At 65.3% G+C, this 22,966-nt stretch carries 22 protein-coding genes; 11 read left to right on the forward strand and 11 right to left on the reverse strand.

The annotated features are described in order from the left end of the window. Position 1 precedes the first annotated feature (1 nt). The 5 genes from ACH5N8_RS09140 to ACH5N8_RS09160 form a co-directional block, all read right to left on the reverse strand. A complete protein-coding gene (locus ACH5N8_RS09140; protein ID WP_483281084.1) occupies positions 2-1,222 on the reverse strand; it encodes a type II secretion system F family protein in 1,221 nt (406 codons plus the stop codon). Positions 1,223-1,225: 3 nt separating this feature from the next. Next, complete coding sequence (pilB, locus tag ACH5N8_RS09145) at positions 1,226-2,926, reverse strand: type IV-A pilus assembly ATPase PilB (RefSeq protein ID WP_483281085.1); 1,701 nt, start codon at positions 2,924-2,926, stop codon at positions 1,226-1,228. Between the two features lie 67 nt (positions 2,927-2,993). Beyond that, positions 2,994-5,816 carry a valine--tRNA ligase gene (locus ACH5N8_RS09150; protein ID WP_483281086.1) on the reverse strand — a complete coding sequence of 941 codons (2,823 nt, stop codon included), beginning with the start codon at positions 5,814-5,816 and terminating at the stop codon, positions 2,994-2,996. Positions 5,817-5,895: 79 nt separating this feature from the next. Beyond that, positions 5,896-6,330 carry a DNA polymerase III subunit chi gene (locus ACH5N8_RS09155; RefSeq protein WP_460026359.1) on the reverse strand — a complete coding sequence of 145 codons (435 nt, stop codon included), beginning with the start codon at positions 6,328-6,330 and terminating at the stop codon, positions 5,896-5,898. Then, complete coding sequence (locus ACH5N8_RS09160) at positions 6,327-7,817, reverse strand: leucyl aminopeptidase (RefSeq protein WP_483281087.1); 1,491 nt, start codon at positions 7,815-7,817, stop codon at positions 6,327-6,329. The genes ACH5N8_RS09155 and ACH5N8_RS09160 overlap by 4 nt, the downstream gene beginning before the upstream one ends. Before the next feature lie 240 nt (positions 7,818-8,057). On the opposite strand from ACH5N8_RS09160, the gene lptF reads away from it, so the two are divergent. The 11 genes from lptF to ACH5N8_RS09215 all read left to right on the forward strand — a co-directional run bounded on the left by lptF (position 8,058) and on the right by ACH5N8_RS09215 (position 20,211). Next, a complete protein-coding gene (gene lptF / locus ACH5N8_RS09165) occupies positions 8,058-9,200 on the forward strand; it encodes an LPS export ABC transporter permease LptF (protein WP_460026357.1) in 1,143 nt (380 codons plus the stop codon). After that, entirely contained in the window at positions 9,197-10,270 is a 1,074-nt protein-coding gene (lptG, locus tag ACH5N8_RS09170; RefSeq protein WP_483281088.1) for an LPS export ABC transporter permease LptG, read from the forward strand. The genes lptF and lptG overlap by 4 nt, the downstream gene beginning before the upstream one ends. A gap of 96 nt (positions 10,271-10,366) precedes the next feature. Beyond that, a complete protein-coding gene (locus ACH5N8_RS09175; RefSeq protein WP_460026355.1) occupies positions 10,367-10,924 on the forward strand; it encodes a thioredoxin family protein in 558 nt (185 codons plus the stop codon). A gap of 44 nt (positions 10,925-10,968) precedes the next feature. Then, complete coding sequence (locus tag ACH5N8_RS09180) at positions 10,969-12,144, forward strand: phosphoglycerate kinase (RefSeq protein ID WP_460026354.1); 1,176 nt, start codon at positions 10,969-10,971, stop codon at positions 12,142-12,144. Positions 12,145-12,298: 154 nt separating this feature from the next. Beyond that, positions 12,299-12,580, forward strand: coding sequence for a DNA-directed RNA polymerase subunit omega (rpoZ, locus tag ACH5N8_RS09185; RefSeq protein WP_460026353.1), 282 nt, complete (start codon positions 12,299-12,301; stop codon positions 12,578-12,580). Between the two features lie 87 nt (positions 12,581-12,667). Continuing rightward, a complete protein-coding gene (locus ACH5N8_RS09190; RefSeq protein WP_483281089.1) occupies positions 12,668-14,866 on the forward strand; it encodes a RelA/SpoT family protein in 2,199 nt (732 codons plus the stop codon). Then, on the forward strand, positions 14,859-15,245 hold the full coding sequence (locus tag ACH5N8_RS09195; protein WP_460026351.1) for a RidA family protein: 387 nt from the start codon (positions 14,859-14,861) through the stop codon (positions 15,243-15,245). Before ACH5N8_RS09190 ends, ACH5N8_RS09195 begins: the two co-directional genes overlap by 8 nt. Continuing rightward, a complete protein-coding gene (recG, locus tag ACH5N8_RS09200; RefSeq protein ID WP_483281090.1) occupies positions 15,220-17,340 on the forward strand; it encodes an ATP-dependent DNA helicase RecG in 2,121 nt (706 codons plus the stop codon). Before ACH5N8_RS09195 ends, recG begins: the two co-directional genes overlap by 26 nt. Positions 17,341-17,521: 181 nt before the next feature. Further along, a complete protein-coding gene (gene trxA / locus ACH5N8_RS09205) occupies positions 17,522-17,848 on the forward strand; it encodes a thioredoxin TrxA (protein WP_483281091.1) in 327 nt (108 codons plus the stop codon). A gap of 196 nt (positions 17,849-18,044) precedes the next feature. Next, positions 18,045-19,301, forward strand: coding sequence for a transcription termination factor Rho (gene rho / locus ACH5N8_RS09210; RefSeq protein ID WP_460026348.1), 1,257 nt, complete (start codon positions 18,045-18,047; stop codon positions 19,299-19,301). 124 nt (positions 19,302-19,425) lie between these two features. Continuing rightward, positions 19,426-20,211: a class I SAM-dependent methyltransferase gene (locus tag ACH5N8_RS09215; RefSeq protein ID WP_483281092.1), complete on the forward strand. Its 786-nt coding sequence runs from the start codon at positions 19,426-19,428 to the stop codon at positions 20,209-20,211. Here the strand turns inward: ACH5N8_RS09215 and ACH5N8_RS09220 are convergent. The 6 genes from ACH5N8_RS09220 to ACH5N8_RS09245 all read right to left on the reverse strand — a co-directional run bounded on the left by ACH5N8_RS09220 (position 20,180) and on the right by ACH5N8_RS09245 (position 22,767). Further along, positions 20,180-20,590, reverse strand: coding sequence for a hypothetical protein (locus ACH5N8_RS09220; protein ID WP_483281093.1), 411 nt, complete (start codon positions 20,588-20,590; stop codon positions 20,180-20,182). The genes ACH5N8_RS09215 and ACH5N8_RS09220 overlap by 32 nt on opposite strands. Further along, entirely contained in the window at positions 20,590-21,123 is a 534-nt protein-coding gene (locus ACH5N8_RS09225) for an OmpA/MotB family protein (protein WP_460026345.1), read from the reverse strand. The genes ACH5N8_RS09220 and ACH5N8_RS09225 overlap by 1 nt, the downstream gene beginning before the upstream one ends. 2 nt (positions 21,124-21,125) lie before the next feature. Beyond that, positions 21,126-21,500: a hypothetical protein gene (locus tag ACH5N8_RS09230; RefSeq protein ID WP_483281094.1), complete on the reverse strand. Its 375-nt coding sequence runs from the start codon at positions 21,498-21,500 to the stop codon at positions 21,126-21,128. A 142-nt stretch (positions 21,501-21,642) separates the two neighbouring features. Further along, on the reverse strand, positions 21,643-21,837 hold the full coding sequence (locus ACH5N8_RS09235; protein WP_460026343.1) for a DUF2970 domain-containing protein: 195 nt from the start codon (positions 21,835-21,837) through the stop codon (positions 21,643-21,645). 16 nt (positions 21,838-21,853) lie between these two features. Further along, positions 21,854-22,357 (reverse strand): hypothetical protein, encoded by a 504-nt coding sequence (locus ACH5N8_RS09240; RefSeq protein ID WP_460026342.1) that lies wholly within the window; start codon positions 22,355-22,357, stop codon positions 21,854-21,856. Between the two features lie 14 nt (positions 22,358-22,371). After that, positions 22,372-22,767: a hypothetical protein gene (locus ACH5N8_RS09245; protein WP_460026341.1), complete on the reverse strand. Its 396-nt coding sequence runs from the start codon at positions 22,765-22,767 to the stop codon at positions 22,372-22,374. Between the last annotated feature and the right edge of the window lie 199 nt (positions 22,768-22,966).

Genomic DNA, 22,966 nt, shown 5'->3' on the forward strand with positions numbered 1-22,966 from the left:
CTCAGACAACCGAACCCAGCTTGAAGATGGGCAGGTACATGGCAATGACCAGCCCGCCCACGACGACGCCCAGGATGGCCATGATCATCGGCTCGATCAGGCTGCTGAGCGAATCGACCGCATTGTCGACCTCTTCCTCGTAGAAGTCGGCGATCTTGGCCAGCATGTTGTCCAGCGATCCGGCCTCCTCGCCGATGGCCACCATCTGCACCACCATATTCGGAAACAGGGCTGTCTGCCGCATGGACTGCTGCAACTGCGAACCGGCGGAAACGTCGTCCCGCATGTGCATGACCGCGGTGGAGTAGACGACATTGCCCGTGGCCCCCGCCACCGAGGCGAGCGCCTCCACCAGCGGCACGCCGGCGGCGGACATGGTGGCCAGGGTGCGGGCGAAACGGGCGATCGCGGCCTTGTTGACGATGGTGCCGATGGCCGGGGCGCGCAGGGCAAGGCGGTCCACCATGTGATTGAAACCGACCGAGCGCCTCTGCAGCTGGACCAGGACATAGACCAGGGCCATCAGCCCCTCGAGGACAAGGTACCATCCGTCCTGCACCCAGCGCGACAGGTCGACCACCATCCGCGTAAAGGCCGGCAGGTCGGCGCCGAACCCCTTGAACAGCTCCTCGAACTGCGGCACCACGAAAATCAGCAGAATGGCCGTGACCGCCACGGCGACGATGATGACGGCGATCGGGTAGGTCAGCGCCTTCCGGATATTGCCCTTGATCGACTCGGTCTTTTCCTTGTATTCGGCGATCTTGTGCAGCAGCGTCTCCAGCACGCCGGCCTGCTCGCCGGCCTGCACCAGATTGCAGAACAGCTCGTCGAAATACTGCGGGTGGCGTCCCAGCGCCTCCGCCAGGGCGACGCCGCCCTCGATGTCGGTCTTGATCTTGAGCAGCAGGTCCTGCATCGACGGGTTTTCGTGTCCGCGCCCGACGATATCGAACGCCTGTACTAGCGGCACGCCCGAGGACAGCATGGTTGCCAGCTGGCGGCTGAAAATGGCGATGTCCCGGGTCGTGATCTTTTTCTGCCCGGAGGGGAACAGCGCCTTGGGCTTCCTGCGGATCTTGACCACGCGGACACCCTGGCGGCGCAGCTCGGCGCGGGCGATCATCTCCGTGCGGGCGGTAAGCTCGCCCCTGGTCCGCAGGCCGCGCGGGTCGGTCCCCTCCCAGACAAACCAGACGAGATGTTCTCCGCTCCTGGGCACGTCCTACTCCCGGGTGATGCGGTCGATTTCCGCGAGGCTGGTGATCCCCGCCCGCACCTTGCGGAGACCGGAGGTGCGCAGATCGGTGATCCCCTCGGCGCGGGCCTGCTCGGCGATGCGGCTGACATTCGCCCCCTCCAGGATGATGCGGTTCAGGGCCTCGGTGATCGGCATCACCTGGTAGATGCCGACCCGCCCCTTGTAGCCCTTCACGCACTGGTCGCACTCGCCGGGACCATAGAGGGTCAGCCCATCCAGATCGGCCTCGGCAAAACCCGCCTCCAGCAGGGTTTCCGGCGGCAGATCGAGCGGGCGCTTGCAGGACTCGCACAGTCGCCGCGCCAGCCGCTGGGCCATGATCAACAGCACCGACGAGGCGATGTTGAAGGGCGGGATGCCCATCTGCATCAGTCGGTTGAGCGTCTGCGGCGCGTCGTTGGTGTGCAGGGTCGACAGCACCAGGTGACCGGTCTGCGCCGCCTTGACCGCGATCTCGGCGGTTTCGAGATCGCGGATCTCGCCCACCATGATGATATCGGGATCCTGCCGCAGGAAGGCCCGCAGCGCCTCGGCAAAGGTCAGGCCCGTCTTGACGTTGACATTCACCTGGTTGATGCCCGGCACGGTGATCTCGACCGGATCCTCGACGGTGGAAATGTTGCGATCGCTGGTGTTGAGGATATTGAGCCCGGTATACAGCGTCACGGTCTTGCCGCTGCCGGTCGGCCCTGTCACCAGGATCATGCCGTAGGGCTTGTTGATCGCCTCAAGGAAATTCACCCGCTGCTCCGGCTCGAAACCGAGCCGCTCGATGCCGATCTGTGCCGTGGTCGGGTCCAGGATGCGCAGGACGATCTTCTCCCCGAACAGCGTCGGACAGGTATTGACGCGGAAATCGATCGCCCGGTGGCGGGAAATCTCCAGTTTGATGCGGCCGTCCTGCGGCACCCGGCGTTCGGCGATATCCATGCGCGACATGACCTTGAGCCGGGCCGAGATGCGGGTCGCCAGACCGGCCGGGGGACTGGCGACCTCATGCAGCAGGCCGTCGTTGCGGAAGCGGATGCGGAACACCTTTTCATAGGGCTCGAAGTGGATGTCGGAGGCGCCCTTCTTGATGGCATCGAGCAGGATCTTGTTGACGAAGCGCACGATCGGCGCGTCGTCGACCTCGACCGCGCCCTCGGCCCCGCCGCTATCGGCGCCAGTCAGGGGGATGGCGTCGAGATTGACGTTCAGCAGTTCCTTGAAGGTGGTGTCGGCCGCTTCCAGCGCCGCCTCGATGGCCTTGCCGAGCTTGTCTTCCTCGACAACGACAATGTCGACGATCAGACCCGAGTGGAACTTGATCTCGTCGAAGGCCAGATGCTGGCTGGGGTCGGATACCGCCAGGAACAGGCGATTGCCGCGCTGGAACAGCGGCAGGGCATGATGCTCCAGCATCAGCCGCTCGCTCACCGCCTTGAGGGGGATGAACTCGGGCAGGAAGACGGCCAGATCCAGCAGGGGCACGCTGAATTCCTCAGCCACCGTCTCGGCGATCTCCAGGCTGCCCAGTATGCCGCCGGCCACCAGATGGCTGACCAGCGGGACATTCTTGCGCGCCGCCTCCTCCGTGCAGGCCAGGGCCTTGCCTTCTGTGATCAGGCCCTGCTTCACCAGACATTTGGCCAGGCCGGACAGGCCGGCAGGAACGGCAGCCATGCGTACCTCAAGCGGACGAACGCGCCGGACCGGCCATCGGGAACTCGGCGCTCACCTGCCGCCCCGGCTAGAGCGCCCGTATCCTCGCCATCTGGGCTTCGAGTTCGGCGAGGTTGGCGCGCAGTTCCTGCAACCGCTGCTGTTCCTTGGCCACCACGGCAGGCGGCGCCTTGGCCAGAAAACCGGCATCCGACAATTTGCCTTCGAGCCGGGGTAGCTCCCTGGCGATCCGCTGCATTTCCTTGTCCAGCCGGGCCAGTTCGGCATCCTTGTCGATCAGGCCGCGCATGGGGATCAGCACCTTCAGATCGCCGACCAGGGCGATGGCGGCGTCCGGCGCCGTGGCACCCGCCGCAAGCCAGTCGATCGACTCGATGCGGCCGATCCGGTGGATATAGTCGCGGCAGGCGTCGACATGGGCATGATCCTGCGCCGAGCCGTTATCCAGCAGGATATTCAGTGGCTTGCCGGGGGCGATGTTCATCTCCCCGCGGATGCGACGGATCCCGAGCAGCAGCGCCATCAGCCAGTCCAGCGCCGCCTCGCTATCGGCATCGCAGCCGGCCGGCGCGACCGCCGGATAGGGCCGCAGCATGATGGTCTCACCGCCCTGCCCGGCCAGCGGCGCGATGCGCTGCCAGATCTCTTCGGTGATGTAGGGCATCACCGGATGGGCGAGGCGCAGCACGGTCTCCAGTACCTCGACCAGGGTCCGTCGCGTGCCGCGCTGCCGGGCCACATCGGGAGCTTGCAGGCTGACCTTGGCCAGTTCCAGATACCAGTCGCAGTACTCGTTCCAGATGAATTCGTAGATCGCACGGGCGGCAAGATCGAAGCGGAAATCGTCGAAGGCCGCCAGGGTCTCGCCGACCGCACGATTCAGGCGGGAGCGGATCCAGCGATCCGGCAGGCTCAGGGCCATCTCGCCCGCCAGGCCACAATCCTGGCCTTCGGTGTTCATCAGCACGAAGCGCGCCGCGTTCCACAGCTTGTTGCAGAAATTGCGGTAGCCCTCGACCCGGCCCATGTCGAACTTGATGTCGCGGCCGGTCGAGGCCAGCGAGGCGAAGGTGAAGCGCAGGGCATCGCAGCCGTAGGCGGCGATGCCGTCGGGAAATTCCTTGCGGGTACGCTTGTCGATCTTTTCCGCCATCTGGGGCTGCATCAGACCGGTGGTGCGCTTGGCCACCAGTGCCTCCAGGCCGATGCCGTCAATGATGTCCAGGGGATCGAGCACGTTGCCCTTGGATTTGGACATCTTCTGGCCCTCGGCATCGCGGACCAGACCATGGACATAGACGGTCCTGAACGGAACCTGCGGTGAGCCGTCCGGGTGCTTCATGAAGTGCAGCGTCATCATGATCATCCGCGCCACCCAGAAGAAGATGATGTCGAAGCCGGTGACCAGCACGTCGGTGGGATGGAAGGTCCGCAGCTCCGGCGTTTCGTCCGGCCAGCCCAGGGTGGAGAAGGTCCACAGGGCGGAGGAAAACCAGGTGTCGAGCACGTCCTCGTCCTGGCGCAGCGGCGTGGCGGCAGCCAGGCTGTACTTGGCGCGCACGTCGGCCTCGTCACGACCGACATAGACCTGCCCGCGGTCGTCGTACCAGGCCGGGATGCGGTGACCCCACCACAGCTGGCGGGAAATGCACCAGTCCTGGATATCGCGCATCCAGGAGAAGTAGAGATTCTCGTACTGCTGCGGCACGAAGCGGATGCGGCCGTCCTCGACCGCCTCGATGGCGGGCCGGGCCAGCTCCCTGGCGTTGACGTACCACTGGTCGGTCAGCCAGGGCTCGATCACCACCCCGGAGCGATCGCCGCGCGGCACCTTCAGGGTATGCGGCTCGATTTTTTCCAGCAGGCCCAGGGCTTCGAACTCGGCGACGATCTGCCGGCGCGCCGCGAAGCGGTCCAGCCCGGCATAGGCTTCCGGCGCCTTCTCGCCGTGGGCGCCGGCATAGCCCTCGAAGGTGAGCACGGTGAACTCGTGCAGGATGCGCGCATCGCGGTCCAGCACATTGATCAGCGGCAGGTTGTGGCGCTTGCCGACCTCGTAATCGTTGAAATCATGGGCGGGCGTGATCTTGACGCAACCGGTGCCGAATTCCGGGTCGACGTAATCGTCGGCGACGATGGGAATCTCCCGGCCCACCACCGGCAGGCGGACCGTGCGGCCGACCAGATGCCGGTAGCGCGCATCTTCCGGATGCACGGCCACGGCGGTATCGCCCAGCATGGTCTCCGGCCGGGTGGTCGCCACCACCAGGTGGCCCGAGCCGTCCGCCAGCGGATAGCGGAAGTGCCACAGGCTGCCCTTCTCTTCCTCGCTCTGGACCTCCAGGTCGGAAATCGCGGTGTGCAGCTTGGGGTCCCAGTTGACCAGGCGCTTGCCGCGATAGATCAGGCCCTCGTCATAGAGCCGGACGAAGGCCTCCTGCACGGCGCGGGACAGTCCCGCGTCCATGGTGAAACGCTCGCGGGTCCAGTCGACGGAGGAACCCAGGCGGCGCAGCTGACGGGTAATGGTGCCGCCGGATTCGGCCTTCCACGCCCAGACCTTCTCCAGAAACGCCTCGCGCCCGAGATCGTGGCGGGTCAGGTTACCGGCAGCCAGCTGCCGCTCGACCACCATCTGCGTGGCGATGCCAGCATGGTCGGTCCCCACCTGCCATAGCGTGTTGCGGCCCTGCATGCGACGCAGCCGGATCAGGGTATCCATGATGGTGTTGTTGAACCCGTGCCCCATGTGCAGGCTGCCGGTGACGTTGGGCGGCGGGATCATGATGCAGTAGGACTCGCCGCTGCCGGACGGCCTGAAATGGCCCTGGCGCTCCCAGGTGTCGTACCAGCGTTGTTCCAGCGCATGCGGTTCGTATGTCTTGTCCATAACGTCTCGGGGAATCGTCCGCGGCTCGCGCGCGAACGGTATGTTTGCAAGGATTCGGGGCCTGGAGATCCGGCGCGCCTCAGCCGGCGAGCCGATCGAGCTCGTGCGTGTGGATCGGGTGATCGCCGGCCTGATAGTGACGGTAGCGCTGCCGGCCGGCCTGCTTCACCGCCGCATCCTGGTCCACCAGCTCGGCGACCCGCTCGAAATGCTCGAAGCCCGGCGGCACCCCGGCGCCCAGGTTGACCAGCACATCGGCCAGTTCCGGCCGGGGTGGGCCATGACCGATGAGCACCGGCGCCTCGTTGATCTCCGCCGCGCACTCGTGCGGCACGAAACTGCCCTGCCGGAACGTCCAGAGCAGATCATCCAGCTCCCGGGTTTCCTCGGCGGTTTCCGTTCTCACCCAGAGCCGGTGGCCCTGGCGATAGGCCTTTTCGATCAGCCGGCAGGCCATCAGCCGGCGTGACTGCGGATCGCGGGTCGACAGGAGGTAGAAGTCGATGCGGGTCATCGCGCCCGGTCGATCAGGTACTGCACCAGCAATGGCACCGGCCGCCCGGTCGCGCCCTTCTCGGCGCCGGTATGCCAGGCGGTGCCGGCGATGTCGATGTGCGCCCAGGGGTATTCCTTGGCGAAGCGCGACAGGAAACAGGCCGCCGTGATACTGCCGCCATCGGGCCCGCCGATGTTGGCGACATCGGCAAAATTGGACTTCAGCTGCTCCTGGTAATCGTCCCACAGCGGCATGCGCCAGACCCGGTCGCAACTCTCGTCACCGGCCCTGGCCAGCGCCGCCGCCAGATCCTCATGGTTGCTCCACAGGCCGCTCGGATGGCGGCCCAGAGCCACCACGCAGGCGCCCGTGAGCGTCGCCACATCGATGACCGCCGCCGGATCGTAGCGCTTGGCATAGCAGAGCGCGTCGCACAGCAGCAGACGCCCCTCGGCATCGGTATTGAGGATCTCGATGCTGATGCCGGCCATGCTCCTGACGATGTCCCCGGGCTTGTTGGCCGAGCCGGATGGCAGGTTTTCCGAGGCCGGCACCAGACCCACCACATGGATGGGCAGTTGCAGTTCGGCGACGGCAGCCATGGTGCCGATGACGCTGGCGCCACCGCACATGTCGTATTTCATCTCGTCCATGTTGGCGGCGGGCTTGATCGAGATGCCGCCGGCATCGAAGGTCAGGCCCTTGCCGACCAGGACATAGGGTTTGGTCTTGGCCGGACCGCCGGCATATTCCAGGACGATGAACCGGGCCGGTTCCTGGCTGCCACGCGACACCGAAAGAAAGGCACCCATGCCCAGTTCCTCGATGTCCTTCTCGGCCAGCACCTTGACCTTGAGCTTCTTGTGCTTCTTGCCGATCCGCTCGGCCTGCTCGCCCAGATAGGTCGGCGTGCAGACATTGCCGGGCAGGTTGGCCAGGTCCCGCGCCAGGTTGGCGCCCTGGGCGATGGCCTGCCCCTCCCGGATGGCCTGTTCGGCCGCCTTGAAGCCGGCCGTTTCGGCGACCAGGAACGCCAGCGACTCCAGCTTGCGCCTGGCCTTGTTTTCCTCGCGCTTGAATTCGGTGAAACGGTAGAGCGCCGCCTCCAGGATGTCGATGAACTGGCGGATGGCCCAGGCCGCATCCCGCTCCGCCGGCTCGACATCGTGCAACAGGCTGACCGCCTGCCGGGCATGGCTGTCCCGGAGCGCGCGGGCCGCCACCGACAGGGCCTTGCGGTAGACCGCCGCGTTAAGCTCGTCTTTCTTGCCGAGCCCGACCAGGATCACGCGCTCGATGCCGGCATCCCCCGTGTGCGCCACCACCAGCAGATCGCCCGGCTTGCCGTCGATGTCGTCGCGCTTGAGGAGCCGCTCCAGCAGACCACCCAGGCGGGCATCCAGCGCCGCCGCCGCAGGCGTCAGCTTGCGCTTGTGGTGAAACCCGGCGATGACGCAGGGCGTGGCCAGCTGTTCGATGAGATCGGATTTTGCGAGATAGTCCATAGTAAACTGTCCTGATTTGAAGGTAGGGAGACGCCGGCACGCCGCGCGAACCGCGCCCGCCGGATGGCGGCTCCGACGTTGCGCCCCGCACCCGAGGCGGAAGGATAGCAAGGGAGCGGGGCCAGCGTCCAAACCGTTCCCGTGCAGAACAAGACCACACCAGCGATCCGTGCCGAAACCCCATCACCCCTGTCCCCGCGGCCATTTTCCGACCCTGGCCCGCCACACCGGTTCCGGCCGATGAAAGCCGGATCGGACAGCCGCCGGGGCCGCGCCGGCCGCCCCCTGTTCGCGGTCATCGACCGCATGATGTGTCAGGAACTGCTCAAGACCCTGCTGTCCATACTGCTGGTCCTGGTCACCATCATCGTCAGCCGCAAGTTCCTGGGCATCCTGACCAAGGCGATCGAAGGCGAGGTGGCCACCGAAACCGTGTTCTCGCTGCTGGGCCTGAAAACCTTGTCGGCCATCGCGGTACTGATCCCGCCCTCACTGTTCATGGCCGTGCTGACCCTGATGGGACGCATGTACCGCGATCACGAAATTTCGGTGCTGGCCTCGGCCGGAATCGGCGCGAGGCGGCTTTACCGCGCCCTGGCCTGGACTGTCATTCCCCTGCTGCTGCTGTCCGCCTACATGGCGCTGGAAGTCATGCCCTGGAGCGAGCGCCAGGCCCAGCAGTTGCTGATGCGCGACGTGGAAACGCACGATATCCGCGGCATCAAGCCGGGCCGTTTCAACGAATTCAGCGCCGGCGATGTCGTGCTTTACGCCGAAACCCTGGACGCCAGCCAGGACATGCTGAACATCTTCGTGCAGAGCCGGCAGAGCGACAGCACCGGGGTCGTGATCGCCGAACGGGGCCGGCTGCAGCGGGCCGACAACGGCGACAATTTCGTGGTCCTGAACAATGGACGCCGCTATCAGGGCATCCCCGGACAGGCCGATTACGTCATCAGCCAGTTCGACGAGTACGCCGTCCGTATCGGCGGGCCGGAGGAAATGTCCGCCACCCTGCGCCGCGAGGGAACGGCCAGCCTGGAACTGCTGGCGGCCGGCACCCCCAAGGAACTCGCCGAACTGCAAAAGCGCATCGGCATTCCGCTGGGGGTCGTCGCCCTCGCCCTCCTCGCCGTCCCGCTGGCGCGGGTCTCGCCACGCCAGGGCCCTTATGCCAGCGTCTTCTCGGCCTTCATCATCTACATCGTCTACGAGAATGCCCAGAAAATATCGCAGGGCCTGGTGATGTCGGAAAAGATCGCCCCCTGGGTGGCCTATGCGGCCATCTACGGCCTTCTGCTGCTGATGACGCTGGTGCTGTTCGCCAAGAACCTGGGCCTGCGCTGGGTGCGATACCAGCTGCATATCGGGAGACGGACATGATCCGCAGCCTGGACTGGTACATCGCCCGCGAGGTCATCAAGGGATCGTTGATCGCGGTGCTGATCCTGCTGACCCTGCTGAGTTTCTTCACCTTTGCCGACGAGCTGGGCGACATGGGCAAGGGCGACTACGGCATGCGGCAGATCTTCAAGTACCTGGCCCTGACCCTGCCCCGCAACTTCTATGAGCTGCTGCCACCCGCCGCCCTGGTCGGCAGCCTGGTCACCCTGGGAGCGCTCGCCAACCACCGCGAGCTGGTCGCCATGCAGGCGGCCGGCGTGGCCCGGGCCCGCATCGTCGGCGGCGTGATCCTCGGCGGGGTCATCCTGCTGGTCTTGTCCATCCTGGTCGGCGAACTGCTGGCGCCACCCTCGGAGCGCGCTGCCCAGAATCTCAAGTCCATCGCCCAGAACAAGCAGGTGACCTCGCGTTCCAAGTACGGCTTCTGGGTGCGGGATGGCAATGTCTTCATCAACATCCGCAGCATGACCGAACTGGAGCAGCTGGGCGACATCAGCATCTACGATGTCGACACCGACCGCCAGCTGACCCGTGCCACCCACGCCGACCAGGCCAGCCACGACGGCATCCGCTGGCGGCTGAGGGACATCAGCACCAGCATCTTTGACGGGCGGCGTGTGGCGACCTCGCATCTGCACGAAACCGACTGGTCCTCGGTGCTGGCGCCCGAGCTGCTGAATGCCTTCGTCATCCGTCCGGAGAACCTGTCGGCCCTGGAACTGCACAACTACGCGCAGTACCTGCGCGAGAACGGCCAGAAATCGCAGATCGTCGAACAGGCCTTCTGGGGCCGGCTGGTCAATCCGCTGGTCACGCTGGTCATGCTGATGGTGGCAATACCGTTCGTGCTGACGGTCAGGCGCGAGGTCGGCACCGGCCAGCGCGTGGTGGCCGGGGTGGTCATCGGGCTTGGCTTCCATGTGTTCGACAAGATGTTCGGCCACCTGGGGCTCGTTTATGAGCTGAACCCGCTGTTCTCCGTCTCCATGCCGACCCTCCTGGCACTGCTGGGCGTGCTGGTGGCCCTCTGGCGGCTGCGGACAACCTGAGCCGCCGGACCGGCAGGCGGAAATCCATGAAAACCGGAAGGCGGGCGAGGTTTGCTATCATTCGGCGGCTGTAACCGCACATACCGGCACGACCGCATGGCCCTACTGGAAACACCCGTTTGCGATTTCGGCGCGCGCGCCATCGACTTTGCCCTGCCCGGCGTCGACGGCAGGATCTGGACCCTGAGCGACTGCCTGGGCCCGCGCGGGCTGCTGGTCATGTTCATCTGCAACCATTGCCCCTACGTCAAGGCCATCCAGCCGAGGCTGGTGCGCGACACCCTGGCGCTCCGGGCGCACGGCATACATAGCGTGGCCATCATGGCCAACGATCCCGCCGACTATCCCGAGGATTCGTTCGAGAACATGCAGCGCGTCGCCCGCGAGCAGGAATACCCGTTCCCCTATCTCCTGGATGCCAGCCAGGCAACCGCCCGCGCCTATGGCGCCGTCTGCACGCCGGACTTCTTTGGCTACAACGCACAACTCGCGCTGCAGTACCGGGGCCGGCTGGACGCCAGCGGCCGCAACCCGGCACCGCCGGAGGCACGCCGGGAACTGTTCGAGGCCATGCAGCAGGTGGCCGAGACCGGCAACGGGCCGGCCGAGCAGATGCCCAGCATGGGCTGCTCCATCAAGTGGCGCGTGGCCTGAGCCCCACCAGCAGATTCAACCCACCAACCGGAACCTTACGACATATGAGCTTCAAACGACTGACCGATCTGGATCTCGCCGGCAAACGCGTCCTCATCCGCGAGGACCTGAATGTCCCCGTCAAGGATGGCAAGGTCACCAGCGATACCCGCATCCGCGCCAGCCTGCCGACCATCGAACATTGCCTCAAGGCTGGCGCCCAGGTCATGCTGATGTCGCATCTGGGCCGCCCCAGCGAGGGCGAGTTCGCCGGGGAGTTTTCCCTGCAGCCGGTCGCCGAGCGGCTGGCCGAACTGCTGGGTCGACCGGTCAAGCTGGCCAGGGACTGGCTGAACGGGGTCGAGGCCGCGCCGGGCGATGTCGTGCTCTGCGAGAACGTCCGCTTCAACAAGGGCGAGAAGAAGGACGGCGAGGAACTGTCGAGGCAAATGGCGGCCCTGTGCGACGTATACGTGATGGACGCCTTCGGCTCCGCCCACCGCGCCCATGCCTCCACCCATGGGGTCGGCCGCTTCGCCCCGGTCGCCTGCGCCGGCCTGCTGCTGGCGGCCGAACTGGACGCGCTGGGCAAGGCGCTGAAGCATCCGCAACGGCCGATGCTGGCCATCGTCGGTGGCTCCAAGGTGTCCGGCAAGCTCGAGGTGCTGGATTCGCTGTCCAGCCTCTGCGACCAGCTGATCGTCGGTGGCGGCATCGCCAACACCTTCATCGCCGCGGCCGGTTTCCCCGTCGGCAAGTCGCTGTACGAGGCGGATCTGATTCCCGAGGCGCAGCGGCTGATGGCACAGGCCAAGGCCCGCGGCGGCGAGATCCCGGTGCCGACCGATGTCGTTACCGCCAAGGAATTTTCCGAAGCCGCGGTTGCCACGGTGAAAAAGGTCGGCGATGTCGCCGAGGACGACATGATCCTGGACATCGGTCCTGAGACGGCGGCCCGCTATGCCGAGATCATCAAGTCGGCCGGCACGATCGTCTGGAATGGCCCGGTCGGCGTGTTCGAGATCGAGCAGTTCAGCCAGGGCACCCAGGTGGTCGCCCGGGCCGTCGCGGACAGCCAGGGCTTCTCCATCGCCGGCGGCGGCGACACCTTGGCGGCGATCGACCAATACGGCATTGGCGACCGGGTGTCCTACACCTCCACCGGTGGCGGCGCCTTCCTGGAATTCCTGGAAGGCAAGAAGCTGCCGGCTGTCGCCATGCTGGAAACCCGCGCAAGCTGACAGCGCCGCGAACACCGTGCCGGCGCGCGTCCGCGCCGGCGGTATGAACCTGTGCCTCGGCAAGTGCCCGCAGCGCTTGCCAGGCTGTACAAGCCCGGGACTTTCCGGTAAAACCGGAATCCGTTCCGCCTTTCACCTATCGTCAAGATTTTTCATGGCACGAGTTACCGTAGAGGACTGTCTCGACAACGTCGACAACCGCTTCCAGCTGGTGCTGGTGGCCGCCAAGCGCGCCCGCCAGCTGTCCATCAACCCCGATGACGCCAAGGTAGCCTGGGAGAACGACAAGGCCACCGTGGTTGCATTGCGGGAAATTGCCGCCGGCGACATCACCCGCGACTACCTGAACGTTCCGGTCAAGCAGGACCGTTTCACCTTCGCCCGCCCCCCGCTGCCCACGCCGGGCCCGGATCTCGATGACGAGGATTTCGACTGACGAAGGCGCGGGGCCGAGCGGAGCAGCCACATGCCGCACGCCGCGATCCGCCGTCATCGGGTAGCTTGACCGTGCGTGGCTGGCCGCATGCAGTCCCTTGCGCTACGTGAAGCCATCGAGCAGCCCCAGGAGAAGCTGATCCGCCGCCTGTGCGGCGTGCTGTCGGCCTATCTGGAGCCAGCGCAGATCGCCGAGGTCGAGCGGGCCTATCGCCTCGCCGATCGGGCCCATGCCGGCCAGACCCGCCTGACCGGCGAACCCTACATCTGCCACCCGCTGTCGGTGGCCCTGATCCTCGCCGACATGCGCATGGATGCGCGCGGCATCATGGCCGCGATCATGCATGACGTCATCGAGGACACCGCGATCGGCAAGGAACAGCTGATCGAGGAATTCGGCGAGGAGGTCGCCGAACTGGTCGACGGCGTCACCAAGCTCGGCCGCATCGACAGCAAGTCGCGTGCCGAGGCGCAGGCGCAGAACGTCCGCAAGATGTTCCTGGCCATGGTCAAGGACCTGCGCGTGATCATGGTCAAGCTGGCCGACCGCCTGCACAACATGCGCACGCTGGAAAACATGGCCAGCGCCAAGCGCCGCCGCATCGCCGCCGAGACCCTCGACATCTACGCGCCGATCGCCAACCGGCTTGGCATGCACGAGCTGTGCCTGGAGCTCGAGGATCTGGGCTTTGCCGCCATGTACCCGATGCGCGCGCGGGTGCTGGAGCAGTCCGTGCGCAAGGCGCGGGGCAACCGCAAGGAAGTCGTGAGCGGCATCGAGACCAGTATCCGGCGCCGCCTGGAAGACACCGGCCTCGGAGACATGGAGGTCATCGGCCGGGAAAAGCACCTCTACAGCCTCTATCAGAAGATGCTCCGCAAGCGGCGGCCGTTCGCGGAAGTCTACGATGTCTACGCCTTCCGCATCATCGGCGAAACCATCGATGACTGCTACCGGGCCCTGGGCATCGCCCACAACCTCTACAAGCCCGTGCCGGGCCGCTTCAAGGACTACATCGCCGTCCCCAAGGCCAACGGCTACCAGTCATTGCACACCGTCCTCGCCGGCCCCTATGGCCAGCCGGTGGAAATCCAGATTCGCACGCGGGCCATGCATCACCTGGCGGAAGCCGGCATCGCCGCGCACTGGCTGTACAAGAGCGAGCAGGAACATTCCACCTACAGCCAGGCCCGCGCCCACGAATGGCTGCAGGATCTGCTGGAAATCCAGAAGAGCGCCGGCGATTCGCTGGAATTCCTCGACAACCTCAAGGTGGACCTGTTCCAGCGCGAGGTCTACGTGTTTACCCCGCGTGGCCAGATCATCAAGCTGCCGCGCAACGCCACGGTCGTCGACTTCGCCTATGCGGTGCATACGCAGATCGGCAACACCTGCATCTCGGCCCGCATCGACCGGCAACTGGCGCCACTGCAGACCGTGCTCCAGAACGGCCAGACGGTCGAGATCATTACCGCCCCCTGGGCACGGCCGAATCCGCTGTGGCTCAATTTCGTGGTCACGGCCAAGGCGCGCGCGGCCATCCGCAACCACCTGCGGCACTTCAAGACCCAGGAGGGCATCGCCCTCGGCCAGCGGCTGCTGGAGAAGGAACTGGACAGCCTCGGCCAGCGCTACGAGGACATATCGGCCAAGCAGTTCGAGCACCTGCTGCGGCGCCTGGAGATGCCCAGCCGCGAGGCGCTGCTGGAAGACATCGGCTTCGGCAACCGCCTGCCGATGCTGGTGGCCCGGCAACTGATCAATACCAAAGGCCATGCCGATGCGGGCGAGCCCTCGGCCGGAAAACCGGAACTGAATCCCCTGATCATCAAGGGCACCGAGGGCATGGTGGTCAACCTGGCCAAATGCTGCCGGCCCATCCCGGGCGATCCCATCATCGCCTTCTTCAATCCCGGCAAGGGCATTGTCGTGCACCTGACCGAGTGCAAGAACGTCGAGGAGCTGCGCAAGCGCCAGGTCAACTGGATCGACGTGCAATGGGACAAGCAGGCCAAGGGCGAATTTCCGGCGCTGATCCGGCTGGAGCTGATGAACCAGGTGGGCACCCTCGCCAAGGTCGCCTCGACCATCTCGCGCATGCGCGCCAACATCGAGAACGTGCAGATCATCAACCAGGACAGCCAGGTTTCGGTGGACTTCATCACCCTCATGGTGCGCGACCGCAACCATCTCGCCACCGTCGTCCGCGAACTGCGCAAGCTTTCGATCGTACTGAAGATTTCCCGCGTCAAGACCGAGCTCCGCAAGAAAGCCCAACATGACTAGACAGATCGTATCCACCGACCGGGCGCCGCAGGCCATCGGCACCTATTCGCAGGCCGTCAGGGCCGGCAACACCGTCTACCTGTCCGGACAGATCCCGCTCGATCCCGACAGCATGAACCTGGTCGAGGGCGACATCGACGCGCAGATCCGCCGGGTCTTCGACAACCTCCTGGCGGTGGCCGAGGCTGCTGGCGGCAGCTTCGGCGACGTGGTCAAGCTCAACGTCTTCCTCACCGACCTCGGCCACTTCGCCCGCGTCAACACCATCATGGCGGAGTATTTCCAGGCGCCCTACCCGGCCCGCGCCGCCATCGGCGTGGCCGCCCTGCCCCGTGGCGCCGGCGTGGAAATGGATGCGGTGCTCGTCCTCGCCGCGTGAGGCGGACCGCTCGCCAGCATCCCGTCCACGGCCTGCAACGGTAGGCGATTCCATCGCCGCGCTCAAGGGCGTCGGCGCGCAAACCCTCGGAAAACTGGAAAAACTGGGACTCCGCAAGCGCGAGGACCTGTTGTTCCACCTGCCGCTGCGCTATGAGGACCGCACCCGGCTGACCCCGCTGGGCGCGCTGCGGGCCGGCGATCATGCCCTGGTCGAGGGACGCATCGAACTGGCCGACCTGAGCCCCGCCGGCCGGCGCTCGCTGACGGTTCGCATCGCCGATGGCAGCGGCTGGCTGTCGCTGCGCTTTTTCCACTTCACCCCGGATCAGCGTCGGCACTTCCTGCCGGGCCAGTGGCTACACTGCTACGGCGAGATCCGGGGAGGCTTTCATGGCCTGGAAATCGTCCATCCCGACTATCGACTGATCGCCGAGTCGGAGCGGGGCCGGCCCGAGGCCACCCTGACGCCGGTCTATCCGCTGACCGACGGACTGCACCAGAAGCTGCTGCGGCGTCTGGTCGCCCAGGCGCTGACGGTGATCGAGCAATTGCCTGACTGGCTGCCCGGCACCGGGCAAGCCGGAGACGACGGCCCGGCGCTCGCCGATGCCCTGCGGTTGCTGCACACGCCACCCGCCGGCCTGTCCGCGGGCTCGGCCGCCCTTGCCGCCGCCCGCCGGCGGCTGATCATCGAGGAGCTGGTGGCGCACCATCTCAGCCTGAGCCGCCACCGCGCCCGCATGCAGAGCCATGTCGCCCCCATCCTGACGATCGACCCGCAGGCCGCCGAAGCCTTCCGGGGCGCCCTGCCGTTCGCGCTTACCGGCGCCCAGACCCGCGTCATCGCCGAAATCGGCGCCGATCTGGCCCGCCCACGCCCGATGATGCGTCTGGTGCAGGGCGATGTCGGCTCGGGCAAGACCGTGGTGGCCGCGTTCGCAGCCCTGACGGCACTCCGCGCCCAGCACCAGGTTGCCATCATGGCGCCCACCGAGCTGCTGGCCGAACAGCATGCCCGCAGCTTCCGCCAGTGGCTGGAACCGCTGGGTACGGAGGTGGCCTTTCTCGCCGGCAAGGCCAAGGGCGCGGCCCGCAGCGCCACGCTGGAGCGCCTGGCGAGCGGCCGGGTCGGCGTCATCATCGGCACCCACGCCCTGTTCCAGGAGCAGGTGGCCTTCCACAGGCTGGGCCTGGTCATCATCGACGAGCAGCACCGCTTCGGTGTGCATCAGCGTCTGGCGCTGCGCGAGAAGGGCCGCCATCAGGGCCGCTACCCGCATCAGCTGGTCATGACCGCGACGCCCATCCCGAGAACCCTGGCCATGATCGGCTATGCCGACCTCGACCTCTCGGTGATCGACGAGCGGCCACCGGGGCGGACACCGGTCAGGACCAGCGTATTGCCGACCACCCGCCGCGATGACATCGTCGCCCGCATCCAGGGCTGGGTGGCACAGCGGCGACAGGTGTACTGGGTCTGCACCCTGATCGAGGAATCGGAATCGCTGCAGGCCGAAGCCGCCGAACGAACCGCCCGGCTCCTGGCCGAGGCGCTGCCGGACCTCGCCGTCGCGCTGATCCACGGCCGGCTGAAGGCCGCCGACAAGGAAGCGATCATGCAGCGCTTCAAGCAGGGTGATATCGACGTGCTGGTCGCCACGACCGTGATCGAGGTGGGCGTGGACGTTCCCAACGCCAGCCTGATGGTCATCGAAAACGCCGAACGGCTGGGGCTCGCCCAGTTGCACCAGCTACGCGGGCGCGTCGGCCGCGGTCCCGGCGAGGCGCATTGCGTGCTGCTCTATCAGCCTCCGCTGGGCGAGACGGCCCGCGCCCGGCTGGCCACACTGAGGGAGACCGACGACGGTTTCCTCATCGCCGAGAAGGACATGAGCATCCGCGGTCCCGGCGAATTGCTGGGTACGCGCCAGACCGGCCAGATCCAGTTCCGCATCGCCGATCTGGTGCGCGACGAAAACCTCCTGGATACCGTCCAGGCGCTCGCCGAGCGCCTGCATCGCGAGCACCCCCATCATGTGGAGCCGCTGATCGAACGCTGGCTGGGGCAGGCCGTGCACTATGTCGAGGCATAGCCGGCCGCGACCGGGCAAACGATGGTTTCCGGAAGCCGGGCGCTGCAAAACACTTGCATTCGGCGATCCTTTCCGCTGAAATGTCGGCACCGCCGAGCCCTGCTCAAGCCTTCCCGGCCGTTTCCCGGCCAGACCCGTTCCCGAACCGCTTTTCCATTCATCCGATCCTGCGGAGTTACCCGTGAGTGACAACATTCTCCAAATCAGCGACGCCGACTTCGACGACAAGGTACTGAAATCCGCCACGCCGGTACTGGTGGATTTCTGGGCCGAATGGTGCGGCCCGTGCAAGATGATTGCACCGATCCTGGAAGACATCGCCGTTGACTATGCCGGCCGGCTGACCGTCGCCAAGGTCAACATCGACAACAACCCCGCCACGCCGCAGCGTTACGGTGTGCGCGGCATTCCGACGCTGATCCTGTTCAAGGATGGCGAAGTGCATGCCACCAAGGTCGGCGCACTGGCAAAATCGCAGCTGGCGGCCTTCATCGACGCCAACCTGTAGGCGAACCGCAGCACCTGAATCCCCGCGGCGTCGTGGCCGCGGGCATGCTTGAACCCGTAACGCCGACACTCCAGTCCCGCACCGTCCTCCGGCCTCCAGTGCCCCAGGCTCTCCGCTGCCCCCTCCGACGATTCACCCCTCGCGGGATCGTGACTGGAACCCAACCGATTCCTCACCCAAACTCTCCTCTCCGTCCATGAATCTGACTGACCTCAAGCGCAAGCCGGTTTCCGAGCTGATAGAAATCGGCGAATCCCTGGAAATCGAGGGCATCGCCCGCACCCGCAAGCAAGACCTGATCTTCGCCATCCTCAAGAAGCAGTCCAAGAGCGGCGAGGACATCTACGGCGACGGGGTGCTGGAGATCCTCTCCGACGGCTATGGCTTCCTGCGTTCGGCCGACAGTTCCTTCCTCGCGGGACCTGACGACATCTACGTGTCCCCCAGCCAGATCCGTCGCTTCAGCCTGCGCACCGGCGACACGATTTCCGGCAAGATCCGGCCGCCGAAGGAGGGCGAGCGCTATTTCGCCATGCTCAAGGTCGAGCAGATCAACTACGAGCCGCCCGAGAACGCCAAGCACAAGATCCTGTTCTCCAACCTGACGCCGCTGTTCCCCAAATCACGCCTGCAACTGGAAGTCGGCAATGGCACCACCGAGGATCTCACCGCCCGCATCATCGATCTGGTGGCGCCCATCGGCAAGGGCCAGCGCGGCCTCATCGTCTCGCCGCCCAAGGCCGGCAAGACCATGATCCTGCAGAACCTGGCTCACTCCATCGCCGAGAAGTACCCGGAGTGCTACCTGATCGTGCTGCTGATCGACGAACGCCCGGAGGAAGTCACCGAGATGCAGCGCAGCGTCAAGGGCGAGGTTATTTCCAGCACCTTCGACGAACCGCCGGCGCGCCATGTCCAGGTCGCGGAAATGATCATCGAGAAGGCCAAGCGTCTGGTCGAACACAAGCGCGATGTGGTCATCCTGCTGGACTCGATCACCCGCCTGGCGCGCGCCTACAATACCGTGCAGCCCGCCTCCGGCAAGATCCTCACCGGTGGCGTCGACGCCAACGCCCTGGAACGGCCCAAGCGTTTCTTCGGCGCCGCCCGCAACATCGAGGAAGGCGGCAGCCTGACCATCATCGCCACGGCGCTGATCGATACCGGCTCACGCATGGACGAGGTGATCTACGAGGAATTCAAGGGCACCGGTAACAATGAGCTGCACCTGGAGCGCAAGATCGCCGAACGGCGCATCTATCCGGCCATCAACATCAACCGCTCCGGCACCCGCCGCGAGGAATTCCTGGTACCGCCGGATGAACTGCAGAAATGCTGGATTCTCCGCAAGATCCTGCAACCCATGGACGAAATGGCGGCCAGCGAATTCCTGATCGGCAAGCTCAAGGAAACCAGGACCAACCAGGAATTCTTCGACATGATGAAGCGCTGAGCGCCTCCCTGTCCGGCCAGTACCCCGCAGACGATCCCGGCCTGCCCTGCATTGCCGGGCATCGACCGCCCGGCGGCGTCGGCCGGACGGGCTCGCCACAAACCCTCCCGCAGGACATTGGATCTTGAACGATCCGGTCATCAACCGTTACGGCGATCGACGCATCGCGCAGGCGGAGGGTCATGGCGCCGACATTGCCTCGCAGCGGCTGGACCCGCTGGATCGGCTGGCGCTGGCCGAGATCGAACGGTGCTGGCACGAGACTCCCGCCCGAGCGCCCCGGGCGCTGGAACTCGGCTGTGGCGCGGGTGGCCTGGCGGTCCGTCTGGCACAGGCAGGAGCCGACTATACCGGTGTGGACCGGATCGATTTCACGGCGGATTTCGCCCGCCTGGCCGAGACCCTGACGCCGGCCTGCCGGGGGCGATTGTGCTTCGTGCAGGCCGATTTCTCGGCCCTGCCGGAAAGCCTGCTGGCCACACTGACGGGGCAGGTATCGCTGCTGATCGCCCAGCGTTGCCTGCACTACCTCCCCTACCCGTCGGCGCTGGCAAGCCTGCGCGATCTCGGACACCTGCTTGTGCCCGACGCAAGGGTCTACATCGGCGTGTCCGGTCTGGCGTCCGAGCTGAGCCTCGGCTATCCGGCGGCAAGACAGCCGCTGACGGTTCGCTTCGGCCGGCTCGGGAGCGACATGGCGGTGCGGCATGCCATCGAGGCGCCGGTTTGCCTGTATCGGCCGGATGAACTGCGGCAGTTGCTGGAGAACGCTGGCTATGAAGTGCTGAAACTGTTCAGCTCGCCCTTCGGCAACGTCAAGGCGGTGGCGATGCCCTCGCCCCGGCCCGGGCGGAACGGCGCAGAGGGCGGGCGGCAGGTCAGCGCAGCTGATCTTCCAGCCAGGCCTTGAGGTCGTCCTTCGACGCCTCATAGGCCTCGTACTGCTGCGGACTGAGCACGGGCTTCAGCGCCGCGTCCTTGGTGCTCATGAGGCTGCGACCCTTGTTCATCCTGGCCAGCCCGCCCTCGCTCCCCTTCAGCACCGGCTCCATTTGCCGCGCATAGTCGAGATTGATGGCCTGTACCCTGGTGGTCTGGGCCTCGTCGAGAGCGAGATGTTCCTGCATGTAACGGGTCTGGAGACCGGCCCGCTGCTCCGGCGTACTGGCCTCCATGCCCCCGGCGACGCAGGCCGGGACGATGGCGAGACCTGCGACCAGCGACAGGATCAGGCGGCAGCGCCGCGGCCTGGGCGACAAGCGCCCGACCATCCGCGCAGGCAATGCCATCAGTTGCTCTTGTCGATCGGCACCAGATCGATATCGGTGCGACGATTGCGGGCGCGCCCCTCTGGGGTTGCGTTGTCGTCAGTGGGCTGGTACTGACCATGCCCGGCGGCCGTCATGCGGGCGGGGTCGACACCCCTCTTCTGCAGGTACTCCACCACGCTGGCGGCACGCGCAGCGGAGAGTTCCCAGTTGCTCTTGTACTTGCCGCGCAGATGGTGACCCACCGGGACATCGTCGGTATAGCCCTCGATCTCGATGCGGTGATCGCTGGCATCCTGCAAGGTTGGAACCAGCTTGTCGAGAATCGCCCGACCGCTGCGGCTCAGGCCGGCCTGACCGGAGGGGAAGAGAATGCTGTCCTCGATCGTGACGCGGAGGCGGTCCTTCAGTTCCTGAATCTGCACCTGATCCGACTGGACTTCCGCCTGCAACTGCTCGTTGAGCTGATGCTCGCGATCATAGGTTTTCTGCATGACGCAGCCCGAACCCAGCAGGGCCGAGAAGAGCAGAATGGCAAGCTTCCTGGTGCGCATGGTCAGTCTCCGTGGGGTTGCGGTTCTGGGGTTTCTTTCTTGTCGTCGCCGGCGCCAGCCGGCTCGGACTCCGCCTCGGCCGCGGCCGCGGCCGGTCGTTTCAGGGGCGCATAGGGCTTGCCGTCGAAGGTGTAGTCCACCTCATGCGGAAAACCGTCCTCCATGAATTCGGCCGTGTACAGCTTCACGCCCTGCCTGACTTGCTCGCGGAACTCCACCTCCGTGGCGGTGGGATAGGCGGCCTTGAAGGCCCGCAGAACGGGCGAGGGAACCTGATAAACGGTCAGGTGGCTCATGCAGCCGGCCAGGATCAGCACACCGGCTCCCCAGGCCCGTGCCAGGAGCTTGTGGACGGGGGATCGGCTGGGTCTGGCCATCGATTCTGTCGGCGACACGTTGGCGGATGGTCGGGGAATGGCGGTCTGTCGGAAGAGGCCGGCAGGCACGGCACCTGTGCCCGGGGTACGGGACCACGCCCCTGGAAAGCCAAGGCCCCGTACCACGCAGCCCATGCGGTGACTAACCCAGTACCAGCTTCACCACCCCGACAATGGCGAGGATGAAGAGCACCGTGAAGACGATGCCGGCGACGATGTAGGGGGTGGCCGATCCACCGGTGAAATCGCGTTCACGGTTGGCGCTGCTCTGCACCCCGAAGGCTGCGGATACCACGCTGCCGATGACCTGCCGCAACGATGGCTTTTGCTCATGCATCGTGGACACCGGCTCCTTACTCGGACTTGGCCTTGCGCTTCTGTTCGTAGATCTTGTAGCCGATGGCCAGGCCGACGACCACGATCACGGTGAACAGCGACCGCCAGCTGGCGCTGCCGGTATAGATCTGCTCCTCATCGACGTTGCCCCACAGGTTGGAGCCGGCGCCGCTCTTGACATCCTCGCCGCCACCCATGGTCAGCAGGTAGTTCCAGATGAAGTTCATCGGGATGATGCTGGCGATGCTGACGCCGATCGACATGATCAGCAGGTCGATGGCCTTGTTGACATCAGCATTCTTGGTCAGGTTCTCGCTGATGGTGATATTGTCGAGATAGAGCTTGACGATGACATAGCCGGGCAGGATCAGCACCACGGCCATGCCGAACAGATCCTTGACCACCAGGCCGCTGTTGCTCGAAAAGAGGCTGAAGGCGACGATGAGAATGACGCTGAAGATGCCCACGCCGGACCACATCAGCACATCGGGCTTACCGAACTTGAACAGATCTTTGATCATGACTGCCAGACTCCTTATTGTTTTTTGAAAAAGTAGAACCCTTCGAGACCGCCCTTGAGGATGAGTTCATTGCCTTCCTTCTTGTAGACGGAATAATCGATGGTCCTGCCCGGGCGGCCCGGGTCGTCGGCAACAATCTTCCCGTTGACGATCTTGTAACTCCACTCGTGGCGATCGTCGGTCTTGAAATGGCGGTTGTAGCCGCTGGTGACGATGATGCCGTCCGGCCGGAATTCCCAGGTGCGGTTTTCCGGAACCTGCGGCTTGTCGAGCGCGGCGGCCACCGATTCGAGCTTCCAGCTGCCGACGATCTCGCTCATGTCCTTGAGCGCGATATCGGCGTTGGCCGCGGTCGTCAGCAGGGTGGAAGCCAGCAGGACCGTGCGTGCGCCATGTAGTGTCAGTTTCATCGGAGATCCCCCCGCCGAAGTTGTTGTCGTGTCACCTTCCCGGCCAACAGAATTCGGTATTTCTGCAGGGAGGAAGCGTTGCAAATCAGCGCCGATTCTTACATTTTTCAATTCGGCATAGCAAGGAAGCCAAGCGAGAGCCGGACCCCGGTGGTTTATAGGCATGGCGCCAGCCTCTACAATGCCGCGTTTTGCGCAC

The organism is Methyloparacoccus sp. NF-16 (genome assembly GCF_056880625.1).

What these genes read in the sequence shown, in the direction of transcription:
- pilB (WP_483281085.1), bottom strand. Translation starts at nt 2,926, where the DNA reads ATGGCTGCCGTTCCTGCCGGCCTGTCCGGCCTGGCCAAATGTCTGGTG.
- ACH5N8_RS09235 (WP_460026343.1), bottom strand. Translation starts at nt 21,837, where the DNA reads ATGCATGAGCAAAAGCCATCGTTGCGGCAGGTCATCGGCAGCGTGGTA.
- ACH5N8_RS09230 (WP_483281094.1), bottom strand. Translation starts at nt 21,500, where the DNA reads ATGGCCAGACCCAGCCGATCCCCCGTCCACAAGCTCCTGGCACGGGCC.
- rpoZ (WP_460026353.1), top strand. Translation starts at nt 12,299, where the DNA reads ATGGCACGAGTTACCGTAGAGGACTGTCTCGACAACGTCGACAACCGC.
- rho (WP_460026348.1), top strand. Translation starts at nt 18,045, where the DNA reads ATGAATCTGACTGACCTCAAGCGCAAGCCGGTTTCCGAGCTGATAGAA.
- ACH5N8_RS09240 (WP_460026342.1), bottom strand. Translation starts at nt 22,357, where the DNA reads ATGATCAAAGATCTGTTCAAGTTCGGTAAGCCCGATGTGCTGATGTGG.
- recG (WP_483281090.1), top strand. Translation starts at nt 15,220, where the DNA reads ATGCGGTGCTCGTCCTCGCCGCGTGAGGCGGACCGCTCGCCAGCATCC.
- lptG (WP_483281088.1), top strand. Translation starts at nt 9,197, where the DNA reads ATGATCCGCAGCCTGGACTGGTACATCGCCCGCGAGGTCATCAAGGGA.
- ACH5N8_RS09195 (WP_460026351.1), top strand. Translation starts at nt 14,859, where the DNA reads ATGACTAGACAGATCGTATCCACCGACCGGGCGCCGCAGGCCATCGGC.
- ACH5N8_RS09245 (WP_460026341.1), bottom strand. Translation starts at nt 22,767, where the DNA reads ATGAAACTGACACTACATGGCGCACGCACGGTCCTGCTGGCTTCCACC.
- ACH5N8_RS09220 (WP_483281093.1), bottom strand. Translation starts at nt 20,590, where the DNA reads ATGGCATTGCCTGCGCGGATGGTCGGGCGCTTGTCGCCCAGGCCGCGG.
- ACH5N8_RS09160 (WP_483281087.1), bottom strand. Translation starts at nt 7,817, where the DNA reads ATGGACTATCTCGCAAAATCCGATCTCATCGAACAGCTGGCCACGCCC.
- lptF (WP_460026357.1), top strand. Translation starts at nt 8,058, where the DNA reads ATGAAAGCCGGATCGGACAGCCGCCGGGGCCGCGCCGGCCGCCCCCTG.
- ACH5N8_RS09175 (WP_460026355.1), top strand. Translation starts at nt 10,367, where the DNA reads ATGGCCCTACTGGAAACACCCGTTTGCGATTTCGGCGCGCGCGCCATC.
- ACH5N8_RS09190 (WP_483281089.1), top strand. Translation starts at nt 12,668, where the DNA reads ATGCAGTCCCTTGCGCTACGTGAAGCCATCGAGCAGCCCCAGGAGAAG.
- ACH5N8_RS09180 (WP_460026354.1), top strand. Translation starts at nt 10,969, where the DNA reads ATGAGCTTCAAACGACTGACCGATCTGGATCTCGCCGGCAAACGCGTC.
- ACH5N8_RS09150 (WP_483281086.1), bottom strand. Translation starts at nt 5,816, where the DNA reads ATGGACAAGACATACGAACCGCATGCGCTGGAACAACGCTGGTACGAC.
- ACH5N8_RS09225 (WP_460026345.1), bottom strand. Translation starts at nt 21,123, where the DNA reads ATGCGCACCAGGAAGCTTGCCATTCTGCTCTTCTCGGCCCTGCTGGGT.
- ACH5N8_RS09155 (WP_460026359.1), bottom strand. Translation starts at nt 6,330, where the DNA reads ATGACCCGCATCGACTTCTACCTCCTGTCGACCCGCGATCCGCAGTCA.